We start from the raw sequence: 18,870 nt of genomic DNA on the forward strand, positions 1-18,870 counted from the left end.
AAAGGGAGGGTAACGGTTGCAAGCTAAAACTACCAAGACAGCCGCCGCTCCTGCCGTCCATACCCGCCAGGTCGGCTGGTGGTCCCTATTGAAGCGGGATCTGTATCTTAGCAGGCATTATTATGTATTGATGGCACCGTTTATGCTGATTTTTTTCATGTTTACTGTCATTCCGGTCGGCATTTCACTCGGGCTCAGCTTTTTTCATTTCAATATGCTGGAGCTGCCGCGATTTGTCGGCTGGCAGAACTATTCCCGGCTTTTCCTGAACGATGACGTATTTCTGATCGCGCTCAAAAACACGCTGCTTTTTGCCGTAATTACAGGTCCTCTCAGTTATATTGCCTGCTTTTTGTTTGCGTGGATCATCAATGAGCTGTCTCCTAAAATTCGGGCGGTCATGACGCTGGTTTTCTATGCCCCTTCCATATCGGGCAACGTCTTTTTCATCTGGCTGATCATCTTCTCGGGTGACAGCTACGGGTATATGAACGGCTTCTTGATGCGCCTTGGCGTCGTACTGGAACCGATCCAATGGCTCGCAGACGAGAAGTATGTACTGGCAATCGTCATTATTGTACAGCTGTGGCTGAGCCTGGGAACCAGCTTCCTGGCCTTTATTGCAGGACTGCAAACCATTGATCGTTCTCTGGTTGAAGCAGGAACCGTAGACGGGATCAAAAACCGCTGGCAGGAGCTCTGGTACATCACCTTGCCTTCGATGAGACCGCAGCTGATGTTTGGTGCGGTAATGCAGATTACCGCTTCCTTCGCCGTAGCTGAGATCTCCATCGCACTGGCAGGTTTCCCGAGCGTAAACTATGCGGCACACACAGTTGTCACGCATCTGATGGACTTCGGAACCATTCGTTTCGAGATGGGGTATGCCTCGGCCATTGCAACGGTCCTGTTTGCCCTGATGCTCGGTACAAACGTTTTCACGCAAAAAATGCTTAGAAAGATAGGTGAATGACGATGACCAGCAAAGTACGTGCCGTGTTTGGCATGCCAAAAAGGCTTAATCGGTCATTTACCGTCAGCCTGATGTTATTTGCATTGCTGGGCGTGTTTGGCTCCTTTATGGTGCTTCCGCTCATTTATGCTGTCAACAATGCATTCAAGCCGCTGGATGAGCTGTTTATTTTCCCGCCGCGCTTCTGGGTGAACAATCCGACAACGGAGAATTTTGCCGATCTGATCAACCTCATGGGCAATTCGTGGGTGCCGTTATCCCGCTATATTGCCAACACATTGCTCATTACGATACTTGGCACAGCCGGGCATATCCTGCTTGCATCTGCAGCGGCTTATCCGCTGGCGAAATATCGTTTTCCGGGTTCCAAAGTGTTGTTCACCATTGTCATTCTGTCCCTGATGTTCTCGCCGCATGTTACGGCGATTCCGAACTACATGGTCATGTCCTGGCTTGGCTGGATTAACACTCATGCGTCCATTATTGTGCCATCACTTGCGTTCTCGTTGGGACTTTTCCTGATGAAACAGTTCATGGAGCAGATTCCCGATGCTTTGCTGGAGGCAGCCAAAATCGATGGAGCCAATGAATACCGGATATTCTGGAGCATCGTGATGCCCAATGTGAAGCCGGCGTGGCTCACGCTCATGATCCTGCAGTTTCCAGCGTTATGGGGAACGGATGGCGGGAGCTTCATTTACAGTGAAAATCTCAAAACGCTGCATTATGCGCTCAGTCAGATTGTGCAGGGAGGGATTGCAAGAGCCGGTGTAGGTGCGGCTGTTGCCTTGCTGCTGATGATCGTACCGATCACTCTGTTTATCATCTCTCAGAGCAGTGTTATGCAGACGATGGCCACTTCGGGCATGAAAGAGTAGAAAGGAGGCAGCGAGGTGCGGAGAAGCACATGGAAAAAACGTAAATCGATCATCATGGGCATGATCTGCCTCCTGTTGTTCGTTCAAGAGGCGCCCTACGTGAGTGCAGACGGTAAAACGGATGCGTATCATTATTCCTTCTGGGGTGACGCAGTTCCATCACCGGCGGCATATGAGGCAACAACCATTATCACCGGCAAGAAGCTGAACATAACTCCTATGAAAGAGCCAAGTGACATGCATGTTACAGCCAATCAGCACGTCTTTGTGCTCGACTCGGGCAATGGCCGCATCATTGAGATGGATCGCAACTTCAAGCTGGTACGGATGATTGATTCATTTGAGCAGGAAGGCAAGGAAGATCATTTTAAAAATCCACAAGGACTGTACGTCACGGAAAAAGGCCATCTGCTAGTCGCTGATTCGGATAATCACCGGGTGGTGCATCTGGATGAACAAGGGAAGCTGGTCAAGATCGTGTCTGAACCAAAATCGGATCTGCTAAAAGCAGACTTCCAGTTTAAACCGATGCGCGTTGTTATGGACAAAGGGGAGCGTATCTACGTCATGGCCGAAGGCGTATTTGATGGATTCATGGAGTTCAGCGCCGACGGTACATTCTCTTCCTTCATTGGAGCGAACAGAGTTCAGGTGGACCCGGTGGAGTATCTGTGGAAACGGTTTGCAACACGGGAGCAGCGGAGCCAGATGGTGATGTTCACTCCAACGGAATTTACCAATCTGGATATGGATGAAGAGGGCTTCATCTACGCCACTAGCGGGGATCGCGGCAAAGATCCGGTCAAGAAGCTGAATGCCCAGGGTACAGACATTTTGCGCAGAGAAGGCTATCAGACTCCGCAGGGGGATTTGCTGTATACCCAGGAAGCAGGGCCATCCCGCCTGATTGATGTGGATGTGGGTGACAGTGACATGTATTCCGTACTGGATTCCAGCAAGGGCCGAATCTTTACCTACAATGGAGACGGATATCTGCTCCATATTTATGGGGGCATCGGGAACCGGCTGGGCCAATTTAATACACCTGTTGCCCTGGAACGTGCGGGAGACCGGATGTTAGTTCTGGATAAAGCGCTGGGTGAAATCACCGTCTTTCAAACAACTGAATACGGACGTACACTCCACGAAGCGGTGCGCAGCTACTATAACGGTGATGAAGATCAATCTTCGGTGCTGTTTGCCCAAGCTGCCGAGATGAACGCTAACTTGGAATATGCGTATGCGGGAATTGGCAAAGCATTGCTTCGTCAGAAGGAATACGCCGAGTCTGCGAAATATTTCAAGCGCAGCATGGAGCCCAAAGGGTATTCCAAAGCTTTTCTTTTGTACCGCAAAGAGCTGATGCGTGAGCATTTTTCATGGATGATGTCCGGTATATTCCTGGCTGTCGCTGCGATTGTCACCGTCATCATCGTTCGCAGGCAGAAAAGGAGGACTACGAATGCAGGCATCAAGTAAGCAACTATACCAGTACCCGCTGCATCTGATTTTCCATCCGTTTGACGGATACTGGGAATTGAAATATGAACGGAACCAGAGAAACTCACTGCTGATTGCTTTCATGATCCTGGTGCTTCTGGTCATCACCAAAATTTTGCATGCCCAGTACAGCGGTTTTCTTATTAATCTCAGTAATCCAAAGTACCTGAACAGTCTGCTCGAAATGTTATATGTCATTATACCGGTACTGTTTTGGTGTGTGGCTAACTGGTCGTTAACCACATTGATGGACGGGGAAGGCAAGTTCTCCGAAATATTCATGTCAACGTGTTTTGCACTGGTACCGTTGTTACTCATTCATTTTCCATGGATCTGGCTGAGTCTTGTGATCTCTGCGCAGGAAACTGCCTTTTATTATTTCTCCAATGCACTCGCCGTTGTATGGACGGTATATCTGTTATTTGTGGGGAATATGACGGTTCATCAGTACACACCAGCCAAAACGGTGCTCACGATGCTGCTGACACTTGTGGCGATGGCGTTTATGGCATTTCTGTGCCTGTTATTCTTCAGTCTTGTACAGCAGATTGTATCGTTTGTCGTAACCATCTATCAGGAATTAGTGCTTCGGGGCTAAGGGAGGAGGAAATTGTTATGAATTATACCGTAGCCAAAAAAATAACAGGAATGCTGCTCGCGGGCAGTCTGCTTCTTGGCGGTTGTCAATTCTCGCCAACACCGCTCGCTCACGAGACAGTGACGGCCGCAGATCCGACGGACTTTCCCTCCCTGCCTCCCGGAGAGAAACTGAAATCATCGTTCAGCGATGTTCGCCTTCCCGGCATGGTAGGCATTGCGCAGAATGCTGCGCTGCAGTTGTTCATCAACGAAGAGACTGCCGAGATTGCAGTGATTCACACGCAGAGCGGCCAGATCTGGCGCAGCAATCCTGCAGATCGTGAGCAGGATGGGGTTGCAGCTGGGATAAACAAAGACCTTTTGTCATCACAAACGAAGCTCAGCTTCTTCAACAGCCTCGGACAGAGTAGCACCGTGAATTCCTTCACGGATAGTGTTGCACACAAGCAGATAAGCTACGAGGTGCTGCCAAGCGGCGTGCGGGTCCACTACCAGTTTGGAAGCACTGAGCGATCCATAGAAGACTTGCCGATGAAGATCAGCAAGGAGCGATTTGAACAAAAGCTGCTTGCACAGCTAGACAAGGCCGGGCAACGGGCCTTGAAGGTCGGCTATGCGGAAGACAAGGATGAAGGCGCTTACGTCCGGATTGATAAGGCGATGCAAGGATTGCAATTGTCCCGGGCCTTGAAGGCTTTTGACACAGCCGGTTACACATCGGAGGATCTGGCTCAGGATCATGCCGAGTTTGGCATTGAAGAGGAACGAAGTGGACCACGGCTGTTTATGCTTACGATGGAATATGAGTTGGATGGAGAGGATCTGCTTGTACGTGTTCCGTCCTCAGGCATTCATTTTCCGGAGGAATATCCGATCAACAACATATCTGTAATGGATTATTTCGGGGCTGGGGGTACAAAAGAAGAGGGCTCCATACTGGTGCCGGACGGTTCGGGAGCGCTGATCCATTTTAACAATGGCAAGCTGCAGTATCCTGCCTACCAACAAGATATATACGGACCGGATATGACCATGAAACTGCGGGAAGCAAGTTCGAATGAAGCCAGAGCCAGGTTGCCGGTATTTGGACTGATTCGGAAAGAGGGGGCTTTCCTGGGCATTATTGAAGAAGGGGATGCCGTTGCAGTTGTGAATGCCGATATCAGCGGCAAACTGAACAGTTACAACAACGTATATCCAAGCTTCTATGTAGTGAACAAGAGCGATGTGACGCTTCAGGCAAGTGATATGGTTCGTACACTTCCGAAATTCCAGAAGAAACCGACTGTGTCCGACTTCGTCGTTCGATATGCTTTTGTGGGGGCGGATAAAGCCTCGTACTCAGGGCTTGCAACTCTCTATCGGGATTATCTGATGCAAAACGGCGGACTTCCCGAGTTAAACGCCAGCAAGGAGCAGAGTAACGTTCCCTTTTATCTGCAACTGTTCGGTGGCATGACAACAAGGCAGCATATGCTGGGCATACCGTATGATTCAACGGAGGCTTTGACCACATTTGATGAAGCCAAAAACATTCTCTCCGCCTTAACGGAGAAGAAGGTATCCAATATTCAGGTGCGCTATGCGGGATGGCTTAACGGCGGACTTCATCATCGACTGCCGGATTCCATCCAAGTAGATGGCGCGGTAGGCGGGAAAAAGGGATTGCGGGATTTCAGCACATACACACAAGAAGCGGGCATCGGCTTCTATCCCGATATCGCTCTGCTGAATGTGCAATCCAAAAAAGGGTTTAAACCGTCCAAAGAAGCTTCACGCACATTAACTCAGGAACCGGCGGTCTTGTATCCGATGAACCAGGCCATCCAGCGGCGGGACCGGGATCGTTCACCATCCTATGTGCTTTCGCCCAACATGCTGGAGGACGTGACGGCAGACATGTTAGATGAGCTGAGGTCCCTTCAAAAGGATGGACTGTCACTAAGCCTGAATGATCTGGCAGCTCAGTTAAACAGCGATATGAATCCGAAAAAGCTGGTGGACCGAACACAAGCGCTTGGCTCCGTAAAGAAGGCACTTGAACAGATCGGGCAGCAGTCTGGCTCGCTTGTTGCTGAAGGCGGGAACGCTTATGCCCTGCCGTATGTAACTGATCTGACAGATGCACCGATGACCAGCAGCCGTTTCAAGCTGGAGGATGAAGAGATTCCGTTCTATCAGCTCGTTGTACACGGCAGCATCGGTTATACGGGGACGCCATACAATCTCTCCACATATACCAATGCAAGGCAATATGTGCTGAAGCTGATTGAATATGGAGCCAGTCCTTACTTTGCATGGTTCAATGCGCCAAACCATGTTGTGAAAGAAACGGATTATGATGATCTCTACGCGGCGAATTATGAACAATGGATCGATCTGGCCGCCGAGATCTACAGCGAGGTGAACCAGGTGAACCAGCCGTTTGCCGGACGTTCCATGATATCTCATGAATCCCTGGAGGAGGGCGTCTTCCGGACAACATATGAAGGTGGCGGGTTCGTAATCGTCAATTATAACGACTTCCCTGTAGAAGTTGACAACGATACAGTGGAAGCCCAAAGCTATGTGACTGGTGGTGAGCAGCTCTGAAGACGCTCCTGAAATGGAAATGGGGAAGTCGTACGTATGCTCAGCAGAAAGCCATGTGGGGCGTAATCTACGTGCTTCCCTGGCTCATTGGTTTTGTGTTGTTTTTCTTCATTCCGCTGTTAGCCTCTCTGCGATACAGCATGAGTACAATTCAGGCTAACGCGGAAGGCATAGCAATTCAGTTCAACGGTGTTGCCAATTATATTCAGGCGCTGACCGTCAATACAAGCTTTAACCGTGCGTTAATTGAGGCGATCACAGACGTGCTCATCAACGTACCGCTTATCGTTATATTCAGTCTGTTCCTTGCCGTCATCCTGAATCAGAAGTTCAGGGGCCGGGCTGTAGCGCGGTCGATCTTTTTCCTGCCCGTTATTCTGGCATCGGGAGTGATTATGACACTGGAGAGCACCAGCCTGATTGAAGCGGTTAATCAGAGTAGCACAGGTGGAAGCTCACTCGGGACATTTGAACTCGAAAATCTGATGGTTAACGCCGGAGTGAGCGATTGGATCGTTACGTATCTGAGCAGCGCCGTAGATCGGATCTATCAGATCGTCAGTCAATCCGGTGTACAGATTTTGATCTTTTTGGCAGGGATCCAGACGATTTCCCCTCAACTGTATGAGGCTTCGAAGATGGAAGGGGCAACGGGTTATGAAGCCTTTTGGAAAATTACGTTCCCAATGGTCAGCCCGCTTATTTTTGTCAATGCGATCTATACAATCATTGATTCGTTTGCCAATAACGCCATGACGGAACTGATCCGGGATACCGGCTTCGTCAAATTTGACTTTGGATTAAGTTCTGCCATGGCATGGGTCTACTTTCTGGCCATTGCCATCATTCTGGTTATCGTAAACATCATTTTCTCGAAGCGAGTCTTCTATCAAGATTAGAAAGGAGGGTGTCCCACGTGACAACATCACGATTATTATCGCTGGAGCATTGGAAAGGCTGGCTGTGGGCCATGATCCGATTCGTTCTGATTACCGGGCTTTCCTTCGTTATCCTGTTTCCCATATTTCAGAAGGTTTCCACATCCATCAAAGCTAAAGGTGATCTGTATTCGGCAGTGGTGGTGTGGATTCCACAGAACTTCTCCATCGACAATTTCAAAGAGGCGATACGCGTAATGGATTACTGGGCAACGCTGTTTAATACGTTTGCCCTGTCTGCAACGACTACACTGCTGACTACAGCATCCTGTGCACTTGCAGGATACGGATTCGCCAGACTGAAATTCAGGGGAAGCAACTGGCTGTTTGCTGGTGTAATTCTGACGATTCTTGTACCGCCAACGACCATTCTCATTCCGGTATACCTGAATCTGAAAAGCTTTGATCTCATGGGGCTTATGACGCTTATAGCCGGCAAACCTGTTAATTTGCTTAATACCTATTGGCCGTTTATTCTGACGGCGATTACGGCCAATTCACTTAAGGCCGGTTTGTACATCTTTATCTTCCGGCAATTCTTCAGAGGTATTCCGAAGGAAGTGGAGGAGGCGGCCTATGTGGACGGCGCGGGCATCGGACGAACATTTTCAAGAATCATGCTGCCCAATGCCATTCCGTCCATGGTAACAGTCATGCTGTTTTCCTTCGTATGGCAGTGGAACGACAGCTTTTATACGACGACTTATCTGACTTCAAGTAAAGTCATGTCGACTCAGTTATCGTCCCTTCCGTATAATCTGGCTCAGCAGGTTACTGACGGTGCAGCTTCCCAGGCCGATCCGTTCTATTTGAGCATGATCCAGGATACAGGAATTCTTCTTGCCATTCTGCCTTTGATCATCATCTATTTGTTTGTGCAACGATATTTCGTAGAGAGTGTAGAGCGTACGGGAATCGTCGGTTAAGTTAAGTTCTTCTGTACGTTTGGAGTGGGATCAGACTGGAAGAGGGAGGAGGAACTTCATGCAACATTCCATCTGTGAAAAGGGGGCATGTAACGATCTCATGAACGTCTGCTCACAGCAGAACCGCGATCCTTCCCTGCGCAGGATCCCCCTGCTGATGTGGAACGGGTTGCGGGAGCGGGCGCCGACCCTGAGCGATCTGTTTGATCAGAGATACTCTGACGGAACTTACCTCGCATTATTGCAAGGCAATATATCAGATCAGGAGGAATTAAAGTGAAGAAGTTCATGACATCTTGTAAACTTGTACTCATTCTGGCTTTATTGATCACAATTGCTCCATGGGGAGGCAGCCGTGCCGAAGCATGGGTGGGCATGCCGATGGGCAAGCTGCACGTAAACGGCAAAAACCTGGTGAACAGCAACAACCAACCTGTGCTACTGAACGGTTGGCATCAACCCTCAGGTGCCTACTGGACTTATCAGGACAGCAATTATTATCTCAATCTGCACGGCAATAACCGTCATGCAGCTACACTGGCTTATCTGAAAGACATTACCGATACTTTTGCTGACACCAGCGCGAAGTACGGAAGCAATCATGGCTGGAATATGAATCAGGTGCGTCTGTTCATTGATCGTCAGGACATGGGAGATGTGGCTGCTGGTACATATAACTTTGCCGGTGTGCAGACCGTTACGCAAAATGTAATTATTCCGTACATTCAATATGCCAAAACAAAAGGTGTCTATGTTGTCCTGGGACTGGACTTCACACTGAAGGATGATCAGGCAACAACACCTGCCAACCTGCAAAAATTCAACGAAATCTGGGGTTATCTCGCTTCACGCCCGGAGATCAAAAGTGCAGACAACGTTCACTTCGAACTGATCAACGAACCGGTGAAATCCTATGCCAATGGACATTGGGGTGGATACAACGGGGAAAATGACTTTGTGGATCACTGGAATGACTTGCGTAATTTCCAAAATTCCATGATTTCAACAATTCGTAGCAAAGGTGCGGACAACGTCATCTGGGCGGCAGGTCTGGGATACAACCAATTTTACAGCTTGACGGCAAGCCATCCATTGACTGATCCGCTCAATAACTATGGATATGCGGTTCACTGGTACCCTGGTTATGGCGCATATGACAACTTCTCTATCCTGCAAGACCAGTGGAATACCAACGTGAAGGCAGCTGCTGACAAATATCCGATTAATATTACCGAGGTAACCTGGTTCAAAAACAAACCTGGCGATTCGGCCTATTGGAACTTGTTTAATGGTAGCAATGAAGGGTTTGGCACCAATACCAAAACGATTTTCAACGCAGCAGGCAATGTCAGCATTGCAGCTCATATGAACGGATTCATTCTAAGTGAAGGACCACGAAGCTCCTTTGCCGACCCAACGGCTGGACTGAAATGGGATGGAGATGCTTCACGGAGTGCCATGGGACGATTCCTGTTCAACTGGTACCATGAACGTGCTCAGACTTACCCGGGCAGTGGACAAGGCGGCGGACCGACAACGGGTCTTGTATCCGGTGCAACTTATAAAATCGTAGCCCGGCATTCCAACAAAGTTGTTGATGTTCCTGGTGGTCAAAATGAAAATAATCTTCAGCTCCAGCAGTGGAGCGATCTGGGCGGTAACCCTCAGAAGTGGGTTCTGACCTCGATCGGCAGCGGCAACTATACACTGACAAGTGTGAACTCACCGGACAAAGTCATCGATATTCGCAACGGGACCCTCACCAATGGGGAAGCGGTTCAACTCATGAGCAATCTGAACACAACTGCTCAGCATTTTAAGGTCAACGATCTTGGTAACGGGTACTGGAGTATCATTAACGTGAACAGCAATAAAGCGATTGAAGTGGCAAACGCTTCCACTTCGGATGGAGCCAAGCTACAGCAGAACACCTACACAGGTGCTACAAACCAACAATGGAAATTTGTTGCCGTGAGCAATTAATAAGGACAATGTTAAACAAAAAACCTCCCCAAGTCATTCCATGTCTTGGGGAGGTTTTTTGCGTTTATTTTTAATACTTTGGGAATGAGACCATGCGAAGGTAAAATACAACTATATTTGTGCGTCAACCCGCAGAGTGACAATTATTTTCATGCAAGCATTGTACGCTGCAGTATGTAAATGTACCATAAGGAAGAAGTTGTACCTTCACCAGGAAGAAATGCCCGGTGTATCATTGAACAGCTACCTTATCACAGAGAAATGTAAGCGCTTGATAAAAAAAGGGAGGGTACATATGCAGCTCCTATGGTCCAAATTTTCACCCGTGTTCCGCCGATTCCTCATTTCGTATCTTGTCATTCTAATGATTCCTCAAATTGCGGGATATGCTTCTTACCGAGCTTCCATTGAAGCAGCCCGTTCCAGCTCCATTGAGAACAGTTTGAAGTCGCTGAGTCTTGGCAAAGAGATCATTGAGCGAAATCTTCTTCAAGTCGAAGCTTTTACCAGACAACTTGCCGTCAATCCCGATTTGCAAAATTTAATTGCTGGCCCAAAGCCGCATGATCTCCACAATGTCTACGGTATGAACCGCATGCAGCGGAGCCTCTCCATGTACAGCAGTACCAATGATTACTTGTCTCATTTCTTCATTCACATTCCGAACTACAATGCCATCATCACACCAAGAACTGTGTATTATCGTCCAGAGCATTATTATGCTGCCAATCAACTGGACGGTATGTCGTTTGAACAATGGCATGACCAAATTCTCAAACAACCACACTTTAATGAAATCATACCGCTTCGAAACTATAAACGTGAAATACTGGGCACTGTGCTTGCAGACGTTCCCGCCATTACGTTTCTGCAATCTCTGCCTTTGAACAGCTTCAACAAACCGCAAGCGACGATTGGTGTCATGATTGATCAGGATCAGATGGCCAGCCTTACTCAACATATTGTGGATCAATATGGCGGCTGGACTCTCGTCACCGATGCGGAAGGGCAGATCATTTTCTCCCTTGGCATTGAACAGGGCGAGGCTGAGCAAATGGCACAGAATCATCGGAGAGAAGGTAACACTGGGGAAACGGAGCTGAACGTGCAGAATGTACAGCCTGGAAGTGATGGTCGGCTGCTGATATCGATACAGTCCAGTCAAAATGGATGGAATTACATGGCAGGGATTCCGGAGAAAGCACTCATGACAAAAGCGGACCAAATCAAACAAGTCACGCTGGTCTTTACTTTGGCAACCATTGCCTTGGGACTGTTATTCGGGCTGTTTCTGGCCTATCGTAATAGTGCACCCGTATACAGATTGTTGGCCTCTTTTCGGGAACAAATCACCGATTCTCCAGGCAGACGGGGCAATGAATATGATTTTTTGGCAAGCCATATTAACAATCTCATTGCTAATAATGACTCACTTAAAAACGCCATGAATGAGCAGATTCCGTTATTGAGAGATGGTTTTATCAAACGTTTGTTAACCGGAGAAGTCTATACCTCACTTGAGTTGGAGGTTATCTCATCCCAGGCGCACATTTCTCTTCATAGCAGCAAGGGCTTGGCAGGCTTAGTGAAGGTAAACGGATATGCCAATCCGGACAGTGAAGAAACTATCCATGAACTGGGTGTGGCAAGGCTGCTTATCAAACAAGTACTTACAGAATGGAATGCGCAGCTGCTGATCACGGATTGGGGAACAGACCAGATCGCTTTTGCCTGTCCATTGGATGAGAACTCACTGAATGAAGCTATAGGGAGATGTGAAAAAGAGCTGAACACCTTGATGGAAGTGATCTACCGGGAGCATCGGATATCCACAACAATTGGCACAGGTGCAGCTTACGAGGTCTGGAATGATGCGGGTCGCTCCTTTGACGAAGCCAAACAAGCTCTGGATTATGCCATTCATATGGGAACAGATCATCTGGTGAGATTTGAAGATACGATGAAGGAAAATGAATTGTACTATTATCCGATTGAGTCTGAACAGCGCTTGCTGAACACGATCAAAGTCGGTGAGCCTGAAGAGGCGATACGCATTCTGGAGCAATTGTTTCTTCGTAATTTAGAGGAGCGGGAACTGTCCTACGAGATGACACAGCAGTTCATCATGGAGCTGAAGGGGACTTTTCTGAAGCTGGACGAACCCAAATTCAAGCTGGATGCCTCCCTGCTGGAGGAATATAAATCTCGGGTGACATCCATTCAGATGACAGAAACGATTACTTCGCTGCAGGCAAAATTCAAACAGTTAACAGAAGACATCTGCGGTGACTTCCAGAGAAGAAGAGCAGGAGCACATGCGGATACTGTAAGCGAAATGATTTATTTTATCCAACAACATTATGGGGATGCAAACTTGACGATCTATCGGATTGCCGAGCACATGAGCAAGTCCGAGAAGTTTATATCTCAACTGTTCAAAGAACATACAGGAGAGAATCTTTCCGATTATGTAGAACGGGTACGCATCGATGCTGCCTCGAACTTGTTGCACTCTACCGGTCAGACTATTGACGAGATAGCGGAGGCCACCGGGTATAATAGTGCACATTCATTCCGCCGAGCTTTCAAGCGGGTACGCGGCATTTCTCCGAGTGTATTTCGGAAAATGGACGTTCATAGCGGTTAATGTAGGCTGTTTCTCGGGAACTATATTCGCTATTTGTACTTTCTCAGCGTAACTGTACCTTTACGCATCCCCAGCGCAATCTTATGATTACTCAAAAAGTAAGCGCTACCAAGTTGAGCTGAAGTTCAGCACGATTTGGAGCCAAGAATGGGGGGGATGATTCTGAGAACCACAATGACCAGTGAATCAAAGTCCGTGGAGAAACTAAGTAAACCGTTTGCCTTGAAGCAAGCATTATCCAGAAGCTGGAGGCGACATTGGCAGCTGTATCTGCTGATCCTGCCACCGATTGCTTACTTTATTATTTTCAAGTATGTACCCATGGTGAATGCAGTCCTGGCTTTTAAAGATTACAACGTCATCAAGGGGATCTGGGGCAGTCCGTGGGCCGGAACCAAGTATTTCGAATTACTTTTCAAAAATCCGGCGTTTGTCACGCTGATCAAGAACACGCTCTACATTTCGTTTTACAGCCTGATCGTTGGTTTCCCGATTCCTATATTACTGGCGCTGGCACTGAACGAAATCAAAAACATACGATTCAAAAAAACAGTACAAATGGTGACGTATGCTCCATATTTCATCTCTACCGTTGTTATGGTCTCCATCATTATGCTCTTTCTGTCTCCTAGGCTGGGTATTGTCAACACGATTGCAGGCGCCCTTGGTTTCGAAGCAGTGAATTTTCTCGGTGAGCCTGGACTGTTTCGATCCATCTACGTATTCTCCGATGTGTGGCAGGGAATGGGGTACTCCGCTGTGATATATCTGGCTGCTCTGGCAGGTGTTGATCCATCCCTGTATGAAGCCGCCAAAGTGGACGGAGCCAACCGAATACAGAAAATCATCAATGTTGATCTGCCTGGACTACTTCCGGCAGCCGTCATCATTCTGATCCTGAGTGTAGGGAATATCATGGCTGTTGGCTTCGAAAAAATATATTTGCTGCAAAATCCGCTCAACCTGTCTGCTTCGGAGATCATCTCCACGTATGTCTATAAAATAGGATTGCTGAATGCCAATTACAGCTTCGCTACTGCGGTCGGCCTGTTCAACTCGGTGATTAACCTGATTCTGCTATTAATCGTAAACGCGGTTGCCAAGCGACTGTCCAATACAAGCTTATGGTAACGGGAGCGAAAGGAGGAGAACCAACCCATGCCTAACACACAGACAAATGCAGGTCGTCCGCGGATCAAGAGCAGTAGTACGATCCGTGAATCCTGGGGAGACCGCGTATTTATAACGGTTGTTTACTTCATGCTGACTGTGGTGCTGATTGCCGTGCTGTATCCCTTGATATATATTGTGAGTTCATCGCTCAGTAGCCCTGCTGCTGTCTCCTCGGGAAAAGTCTGGTTGTGGCCCATTGACCTGACGTTTGACGGTTACAAGTCTGTATTGCGGAATGATCAAGTCCTTACTGGTTATGCCAATTCCCTTTTCTATACAGCCTGCGGCACCTTCATCAGCGTGGCACTGACTATTATGATTGCTTATCCATTATCCAAAAAAACGTTTGTTGGTCGCAGCTCGTTAATGATGTTTATTACCTTCACCATGCTGTTCTCGGGCGGTTTGATCCCTACCTATCTGGTGGTCAAAACCATGGGACTGATTGATACCCGCTGGGCGTTGCTGATTCCCAATGCCGTTTGGGTATGGCAAGTCATCATTGCCCGTACTTTTTTTCAGAATTCGATACCGGAAGAATTGTCCGAAGCAGCAGACATCGATGGCTGCAGTGACATCCGGTTTATCTTCAGTATTATCCTGCCACTCGCCAAACCGATTATCGCCGTGTTGTCACTTATGTACGCTGTCGGTCAGTGGAATGCATACTTTGACGCCCTCATCTACCTGAAATCACAGTCGCTCTATCCGCTACAGCTGATATTGCGCAGTATTCTTATTCTGAACAGCAGTACGGGGAACATGGATGCATCGGAAATGATCAAACAGCAGCAGATGGCTGAACTCATGAAGTACTCGTTAATTGTGATGGCCAGCTTGCCGGTGTTAATCATTTATCCATTTGTTCAAAGGTATTTCGTGCAAGGTATGTTGATTGGCTCAGTCAAAGGATAAGTTCATTTTTTCTATTATTCATGAAGGAGAGGATTATATTGAAAAAAGCGGGATTCATCATTCTTGCCTGTATGCTGTTTACCTCGTTGGTACTTGCCGGATGTTCAAGTTCTGATAAGGGGAACGGGGAAGGCAGCGATCCATCAGGCAAGACAGCCATTAATGTGTTTGCTCACCAGGGTTCGGATACCAACCTGTCCACTAACAAATTCACGAAGAAAATGGAAGAGAAGTTTGATATTCAGTTTAACTGGACCACGGTTCCATTCGACGGTGCAGCGGAGAAAAGACAGATTTCCCTGGCTTCTGGTGATTATCCGGACTTGTATCTACTCATCCCTTGGGTAGATCGTTTCTCCCAGACAGACTTGTTGAAGTTTGGTCAGCAGGGGGTTATTTTGCCGCTGAATGATCTGATTGAGGAGCATGCTCCCAATATTAAAAAAGTGCTTGAAAGCAATGACTATTATCGGGCCATGAACACTGCTCCCGACGGAAATATCTATGGTCTGACGGGTCTGAATGAATGTTTTCACTGTTCATACCCGAACAAGATGTGGGTCAACACCAAATGGATGGAACAACTGGGCCTGACCGAACCCACGACGACAGAAGAATTTAAGGAAATGCTTCGGGCATTTAAAACGAAAGACCCGAACGGGAACGGTAAAGCCGACGAAGTACCGCTAAGCGGTTCGACTGAAAATTTCGGTGTGCACATTATTCCGTACTTGATGAACGGCTTTATCTATGACGACGATCGGAATTATCTCATTGTCAATCAGGGGAAAGTGGAGACCGTAGTGAACAAACCGGAGTGGAAAGAAGGGCTTGCCTATATTAAATCCCTGTACGATGAAGGGTTGATTGATCCAGGGGCATTTACCCAAAACGTCGGGGCCTTCAAAAAAATTGGCGATAACGCTGATGCACAGCTTCTTGGTGCGGGAGCAGCGATGCATCCATCGTTATTCGTAACGACTGCGGAAGGTTCACCTTACGGAAATGATTACAATCCCATCCCTCCATTGAAGGGACCCCATGCTGCTTATGCTACGTACAACTATCCAATTGATCCCGGAGCGTCCTTTGTACTGACAAACAAAGCCAGTGAGGCAACGCAGATCGCGGCCATAAAGCTGCTGGATTATATCTATACCCAGGAAGGAACCATGGCATCATATCTGGGAGAAGAGGGCGTAAGCTGGCGCAAACCACAAGAAGGAGAAGTGGCGCTCAATGATCAGATTGAGCCGTTATATAAAGCCATTCCGCTTCCTCCTGGAGAAGAACCTCGTAATGACAGTTGGGCTGCATTGAGTCAGTACAATCATTATCAGGCATATCGGGACTCCGAAGTACAGGGGACAGACATCTATGCCAATGATGGTGGTGAGCGACGTCTCTATGAGGCGACATTGTTAATGGAAGGCAAGGAACCAAAAGAGATTTTCCCTCATTGGGCATTGTGGGTAGATCCGTCCCAAGCTGATGAAGCCAGCATGATGCAGACCAATCTCAAGGATTACATCGATCAGAACGCCCTGCAATTTATTACTGGCGCCAAAAGTCTGGATAAGGATTGGGATGAATATGTGAAAGGCCTGGAGGGACTGAACATTAATCGATATCTGGAGATTATGCAGGCTTCCTATGATACTTCTTCTGTTTCCAAATAATTAAAGGATCTGAAGGTACAAGGTTATGCGTTCAGATATCTAGTTGAAACGAGGTGCCCTTTGTTTACCAACTTTAGCCTGAATGAAGTCAGGTTGACGAATGGAGATTTTGCTCATCGCCAGCAGCTTGTGCAAACCTATTTGATGTCATTCAACTTGGAACGGCTAGTACACACGTTCAGGCTAAATGCCGGAATGCCATCGTGCGCAGAACCGTTGAATGGCTGGGAAGCCGAAAATTGCAGCCTTAGAGGACATTTTACAGGACATTTTCTATCGGCATGTGCCAAGTTGGCTTTTGCCAATCAGCATCGGGCACTCACGGCAAAAGCCAACGAGATCGTGGATATTCTGGAATCCTGTGCACGTTCGGACGGCTATCTAAGCGCATTTGGGGAAGATCAGCTTGACCTGTTGGAAATCGAACAGAACCGAAAGGTATGGGCACCGTACTACACCCTGCATAAAATAATGCAGGGACTCATCGACTGCCATATATATCTGGGCAATGTGAAGGCGCTAACGCTTGGAGTGAAACTGGCCCATTATATATCTGGGCGGTTTGCGAGGCTCTCTTTGTGGCAAATCGATGGCATTCTCCGCTGTACAAAGCTGAATCCGGCAAATGAGTTCGGGGGAATGGGCGATGCGCTTTACTCACTCCATGAACTTACCGGGGATGTGAAAATACTGGAGCTTGCACATCTGTTCGACAGAGACTATTTTATAGGCCCCCTCGTTAACAGTCAGGATGTGCTTGCAGATTTGCATGCCAACACCCATCTTCCCATGATTATAGCGGCAATGCACCGTCACGAGATTACGGGTGAGAAGCAGTACAGAAAGGCGGCTGTACATTTTTACGAATGTTTGAAGGGAAGAACATTTGCCAATGGCAATAACAGTTCAAAGGCTTCATTTCCTGTTCAAGGCGAGGTTTCCGAAAAATCGGAACATTGGGGCGGCTTCGGAAGAATGGAAGATGCGCTAACAGGTGGAGAGAGTGAGAGCTGCTGTGCTCACAACACAGAACGCATGTTGGAGCGATTGCTTTCATGGTCCGATGCGGTTGAATACCTGGATCATATGGAATCATTGAAATATAACGCGATTCTGAACAGTGCGAGCAGCCAAACAGGGCTGTCACAATACCACCAGCCAATGGGAAACGGTGTAACTAAAACCTTCAGCAGCACCTATGATTCCTTCTGGTGCTGTACGGGTTCCGGCATCGAGGCGATGAGTGAACTGCAGAAAAACATCTGGTTCAGAAGCGGAAACAAACTGCTGTTGAATGCATTCATCTCGTCAACCCTTGAGTGGAGCGAGTATACCCGGATTGAGCAGCGCAGCACATTTCCCGATAACCTTGCTTCCAGCCTGGTCATCAAGACGGTCAGACCAGTGACATTGGCCTTGTACCTGAAGGCGAAGTCTGTCACAGCGGTTACAATCAACTCCAAGACGGCAAATTTACAATATAAGAACGGATACATTGTCCTGGAGCGAGAATTTCATGATTGGGATATCATTGAGATTGGAATTGATGCCAAGTTACATCTGGTTCCACTACAAGGTTCGGACAGCATGGCCGCAGTAATGTATGGCAGTATTCTGCTTGCACAGCTGGGTGAGTACAGAAGAGTGAAGGGAATAACGGCAGGTAATCTGCATGAGAAGATCGTCAGACTTCCCCAGGAACAACTGGTATTCACCGCAGAAAGTGAGCAAGGAGAAGTATTAAACTTCATTCCGCTGTTTCGGGTGGAGGAAGAAAGATACACTGTCTACCTGGATTTGCATAATGATGCTTCTGCTGTCCAGCCGTTCTCCATAGCCGAGACCGGCAGCGCGGCTTACGAGAACCAGACAACCAATAATTATGAAGAGGCATCCAGATCCTAAAGAAGCATGGAATACAGAGCGGGAAAAGTTACTCTCTGTATTTGCACACCGAAACGTTCCCGGTTCGCAGTTAGTACTTGCGAGCTGGGAATGTTTTTTTATTTACATAAATTAAATCGTAATATCATTGCATCCTTCTTAAAATTCTGTGATTGAACCTG

Annotated in this window: 14 protein-coding genes; all 14 read left to right on the forward strand. The window is 47.7% G+C overall.

Going from position 1 to position 18,870, the window contains the following annotated elements:
* Window positions 1-16: 16 nt before the first annotated feature.
* Window positions 17-973 carry a sugar ABC transporter permease gene (locus MKY92_RS14685; protein ID WP_036615906.1) on the forward strand — a complete coding sequence of 319 codons (957 nt, stop codon included), beginning with the start codon at window positions 17-19 and terminating at the stop codon, window positions 971-973.
* Window positions 974-975: 2 nt separating this feature from the next.
* A complete protein-coding gene (locus tag MKY92_RS14690) occupies window positions 976-1,851 on the forward strand; it encodes a carbohydrate ABC transporter permease (protein WP_026081082.1) in 876 nt (291 codons plus the stop codon).
* A gap of 15 nt (window positions 1,852-1,866) precedes the next feature.
* A complete protein-coding gene (locus MKY92_RS14695; protein WP_339301480.1) occupies window positions 1,867-3,330 on the forward strand; it encodes a hypothetical protein in 1,464 nt (487 codons plus the stop codon).
* The gene (locus tag MKY92_RS14700; RefSeq protein WP_074095068.1) at window positions 3,314-3,949 is read left to right on the forward strand and encodes a YIP1 family protein; all 636 of its coding nucleotides are present in this window, start codon (window positions 3,314-3,316) and stop codon (window positions 3,947-3,949) included. Before MKY92_RS14695 ends, MKY92_RS14700 begins: the two co-directional genes overlap by 17 nt.
* A gap of 17 nt (window positions 3,950-3,966) precedes the next feature.
* The gene (locus MKY92_RS14705) at window positions 3,967-6,543 is read left to right on the forward strand and encodes a DUF5696 domain-containing protein (protein WP_339301482.1); all 2,577 of its coding nucleotides are present in this window, start codon (window positions 3,967-3,969) and stop codon (window positions 6,541-6,543) included.
* Between the two features lie 53 nt (window positions 6,544-6,596).
* Window positions 6,597-7,442, forward strand: a complete 846-nt coding sequence (locus tag MKY92_RS14710; protein ID WP_082219083.1) for a sugar ABC transporter permease — start codon at window positions 6,597-6,599, stop codon at window positions 7,440-7,442.
* A 17-nt stretch (window positions 7,443-7,459) separates the two neighbouring features.
* Window positions 7,460-8,407, forward strand: coding sequence for a carbohydrate ABC transporter permease (locus MKY92_RS14715; protein ID WP_036615897.1), 948 nt, complete (start codon window positions 7,460-7,462; stop codon window positions 8,405-8,407).
* A 58-nt stretch (window positions 8,408-8,465) separates the two neighbouring features.
* Window positions 8,466-8,687 (forward strand): hypothetical protein, encoded by a 222-nt coding sequence (locus tag MKY92_RS14720; protein WP_339301484.1) that lies wholly within the window; start codon window positions 8,466-8,468, stop codon window positions 8,685-8,687.
* Entirely contained in the window at window positions 8,684-10,390 is a 1,707-nt protein-coding gene (locus tag MKY92_RS14725) for an RICIN domain-containing protein (RefSeq protein WP_339301486.1), read from the forward strand. Before MKY92_RS14720 ends, MKY92_RS14725 begins: the two co-directional genes overlap by 4 nt.
* A gap of 295 nt (window positions 10,391-10,685) precedes the next feature.
* Window positions 10,686-13,037: a helix-turn-helix domain-containing protein gene (locus tag MKY92_RS14730; protein WP_339301488.1), complete on the forward strand. Its 2,352-nt coding sequence runs from the start codon at window positions 10,686-10,688 to the stop codon at window positions 13,035-13,037.
* 276 nt (window positions 13,038-13,313) lie between these two features.
* The gene (locus MKY92_RS14735; protein ID WP_339301796.1) at window positions 13,314-14,168 is read left to right on the forward strand and encodes an ABC transporter permease subunit; all 855 of its coding nucleotides are present in this window, start codon (window positions 13,314-13,316) and stop codon (window positions 14,166-14,168) included.
* A 27-nt stretch (window positions 14,169-14,195) separates the two neighbouring features.
* Window positions 14,196-15,125, forward strand: coding sequence for a carbohydrate ABC transporter permease (locus MKY92_RS14740; RefSeq protein ID WP_339301490.1), 930 nt, complete (start codon window positions 14,196-14,198; stop codon window positions 15,123-15,125).
* A 38-nt stretch (window positions 15,126-15,163) separates the two neighbouring features.
* Window positions 15,164-16,804 (forward strand): ABC transporter substrate-binding protein, encoded by a 1,641-nt coding sequence (locus MKY92_RS14745; protein ID WP_339301491.1) that lies wholly within the window; start codon window positions 15,164-15,166, stop codon window positions 16,802-16,804.
* A gap of 60 nt (window positions 16,805-16,864) precedes the next feature.
* Complete coding sequence (locus MKY92_RS14750; RefSeq protein ID WP_339301493.1) at window positions 16,865-18,709, forward strand: beta-L-arabinofuranosidase domain-containing protein; 1,845 nt, start codon at window positions 16,865-16,867, stop codon at window positions 18,707-18,709.
* Window positions 18,710-18,870: the final 161 nt, after the last annotated feature.

This window comes from Paenibacillus sp. FSL R5-0623, from assembly GCF_037974265.1.
GTDB lineage: Bacteria > Bacillota > Bacilli > Paenibacillales > Paenibacillaceae > Paenibacillus.

Bases quoted from the DNA above. Each gene is read 5' to 3' on its own strand.
- MKY92_RS14740 (WP_339301490.1), top strand. From the start codon at position 14,196: ATGCCTAACACACAGACAAATGCAGGTCGTCCGCGGATCAAGAGCAGT.
- MKY92_RS14690 (WP_026081082.1), top strand. From the start codon at position 976: ATGACCAGCAAAGTACGTGCCGTGTTTGGCATGCCAAAAAGGCTTAAT.
- MKY92_RS14700 (WP_074095068.1), top strand. From the start codon at position 3,314: ATGCAGGCATCAAGTAAGCAACTATACCAGTACCCGCTGCATCTGATT.
- MKY92_RS14730 (WP_339301488.1), top strand. From the start codon at position 10,686: ATGCAGCTCCTATGGTCCAAATTTTCACCCGTGTTCCGCCGATTCCTC.
- MKY92_RS14720 (WP_339301484.1), top strand. From the start codon at position 8,466: ATGCAACATTCCATCTGTGAAAAGGGGGCATGTAACGATCTCATGAAC.
- MKY92_RS14710 (WP_082219083.1), top strand. From the start codon at position 6,597: ATGTGGGGCGTAATCTACGTGCTTCCCTGGCTCATTGGTTTTGTGTTG.
- MKY92_RS14705 (WP_339301482.1), top strand. From the start codon at position 3,967: ATGAATTATACCGTAGCCAAAAAAATAACAGGAATGCTGCTCGCGGGC.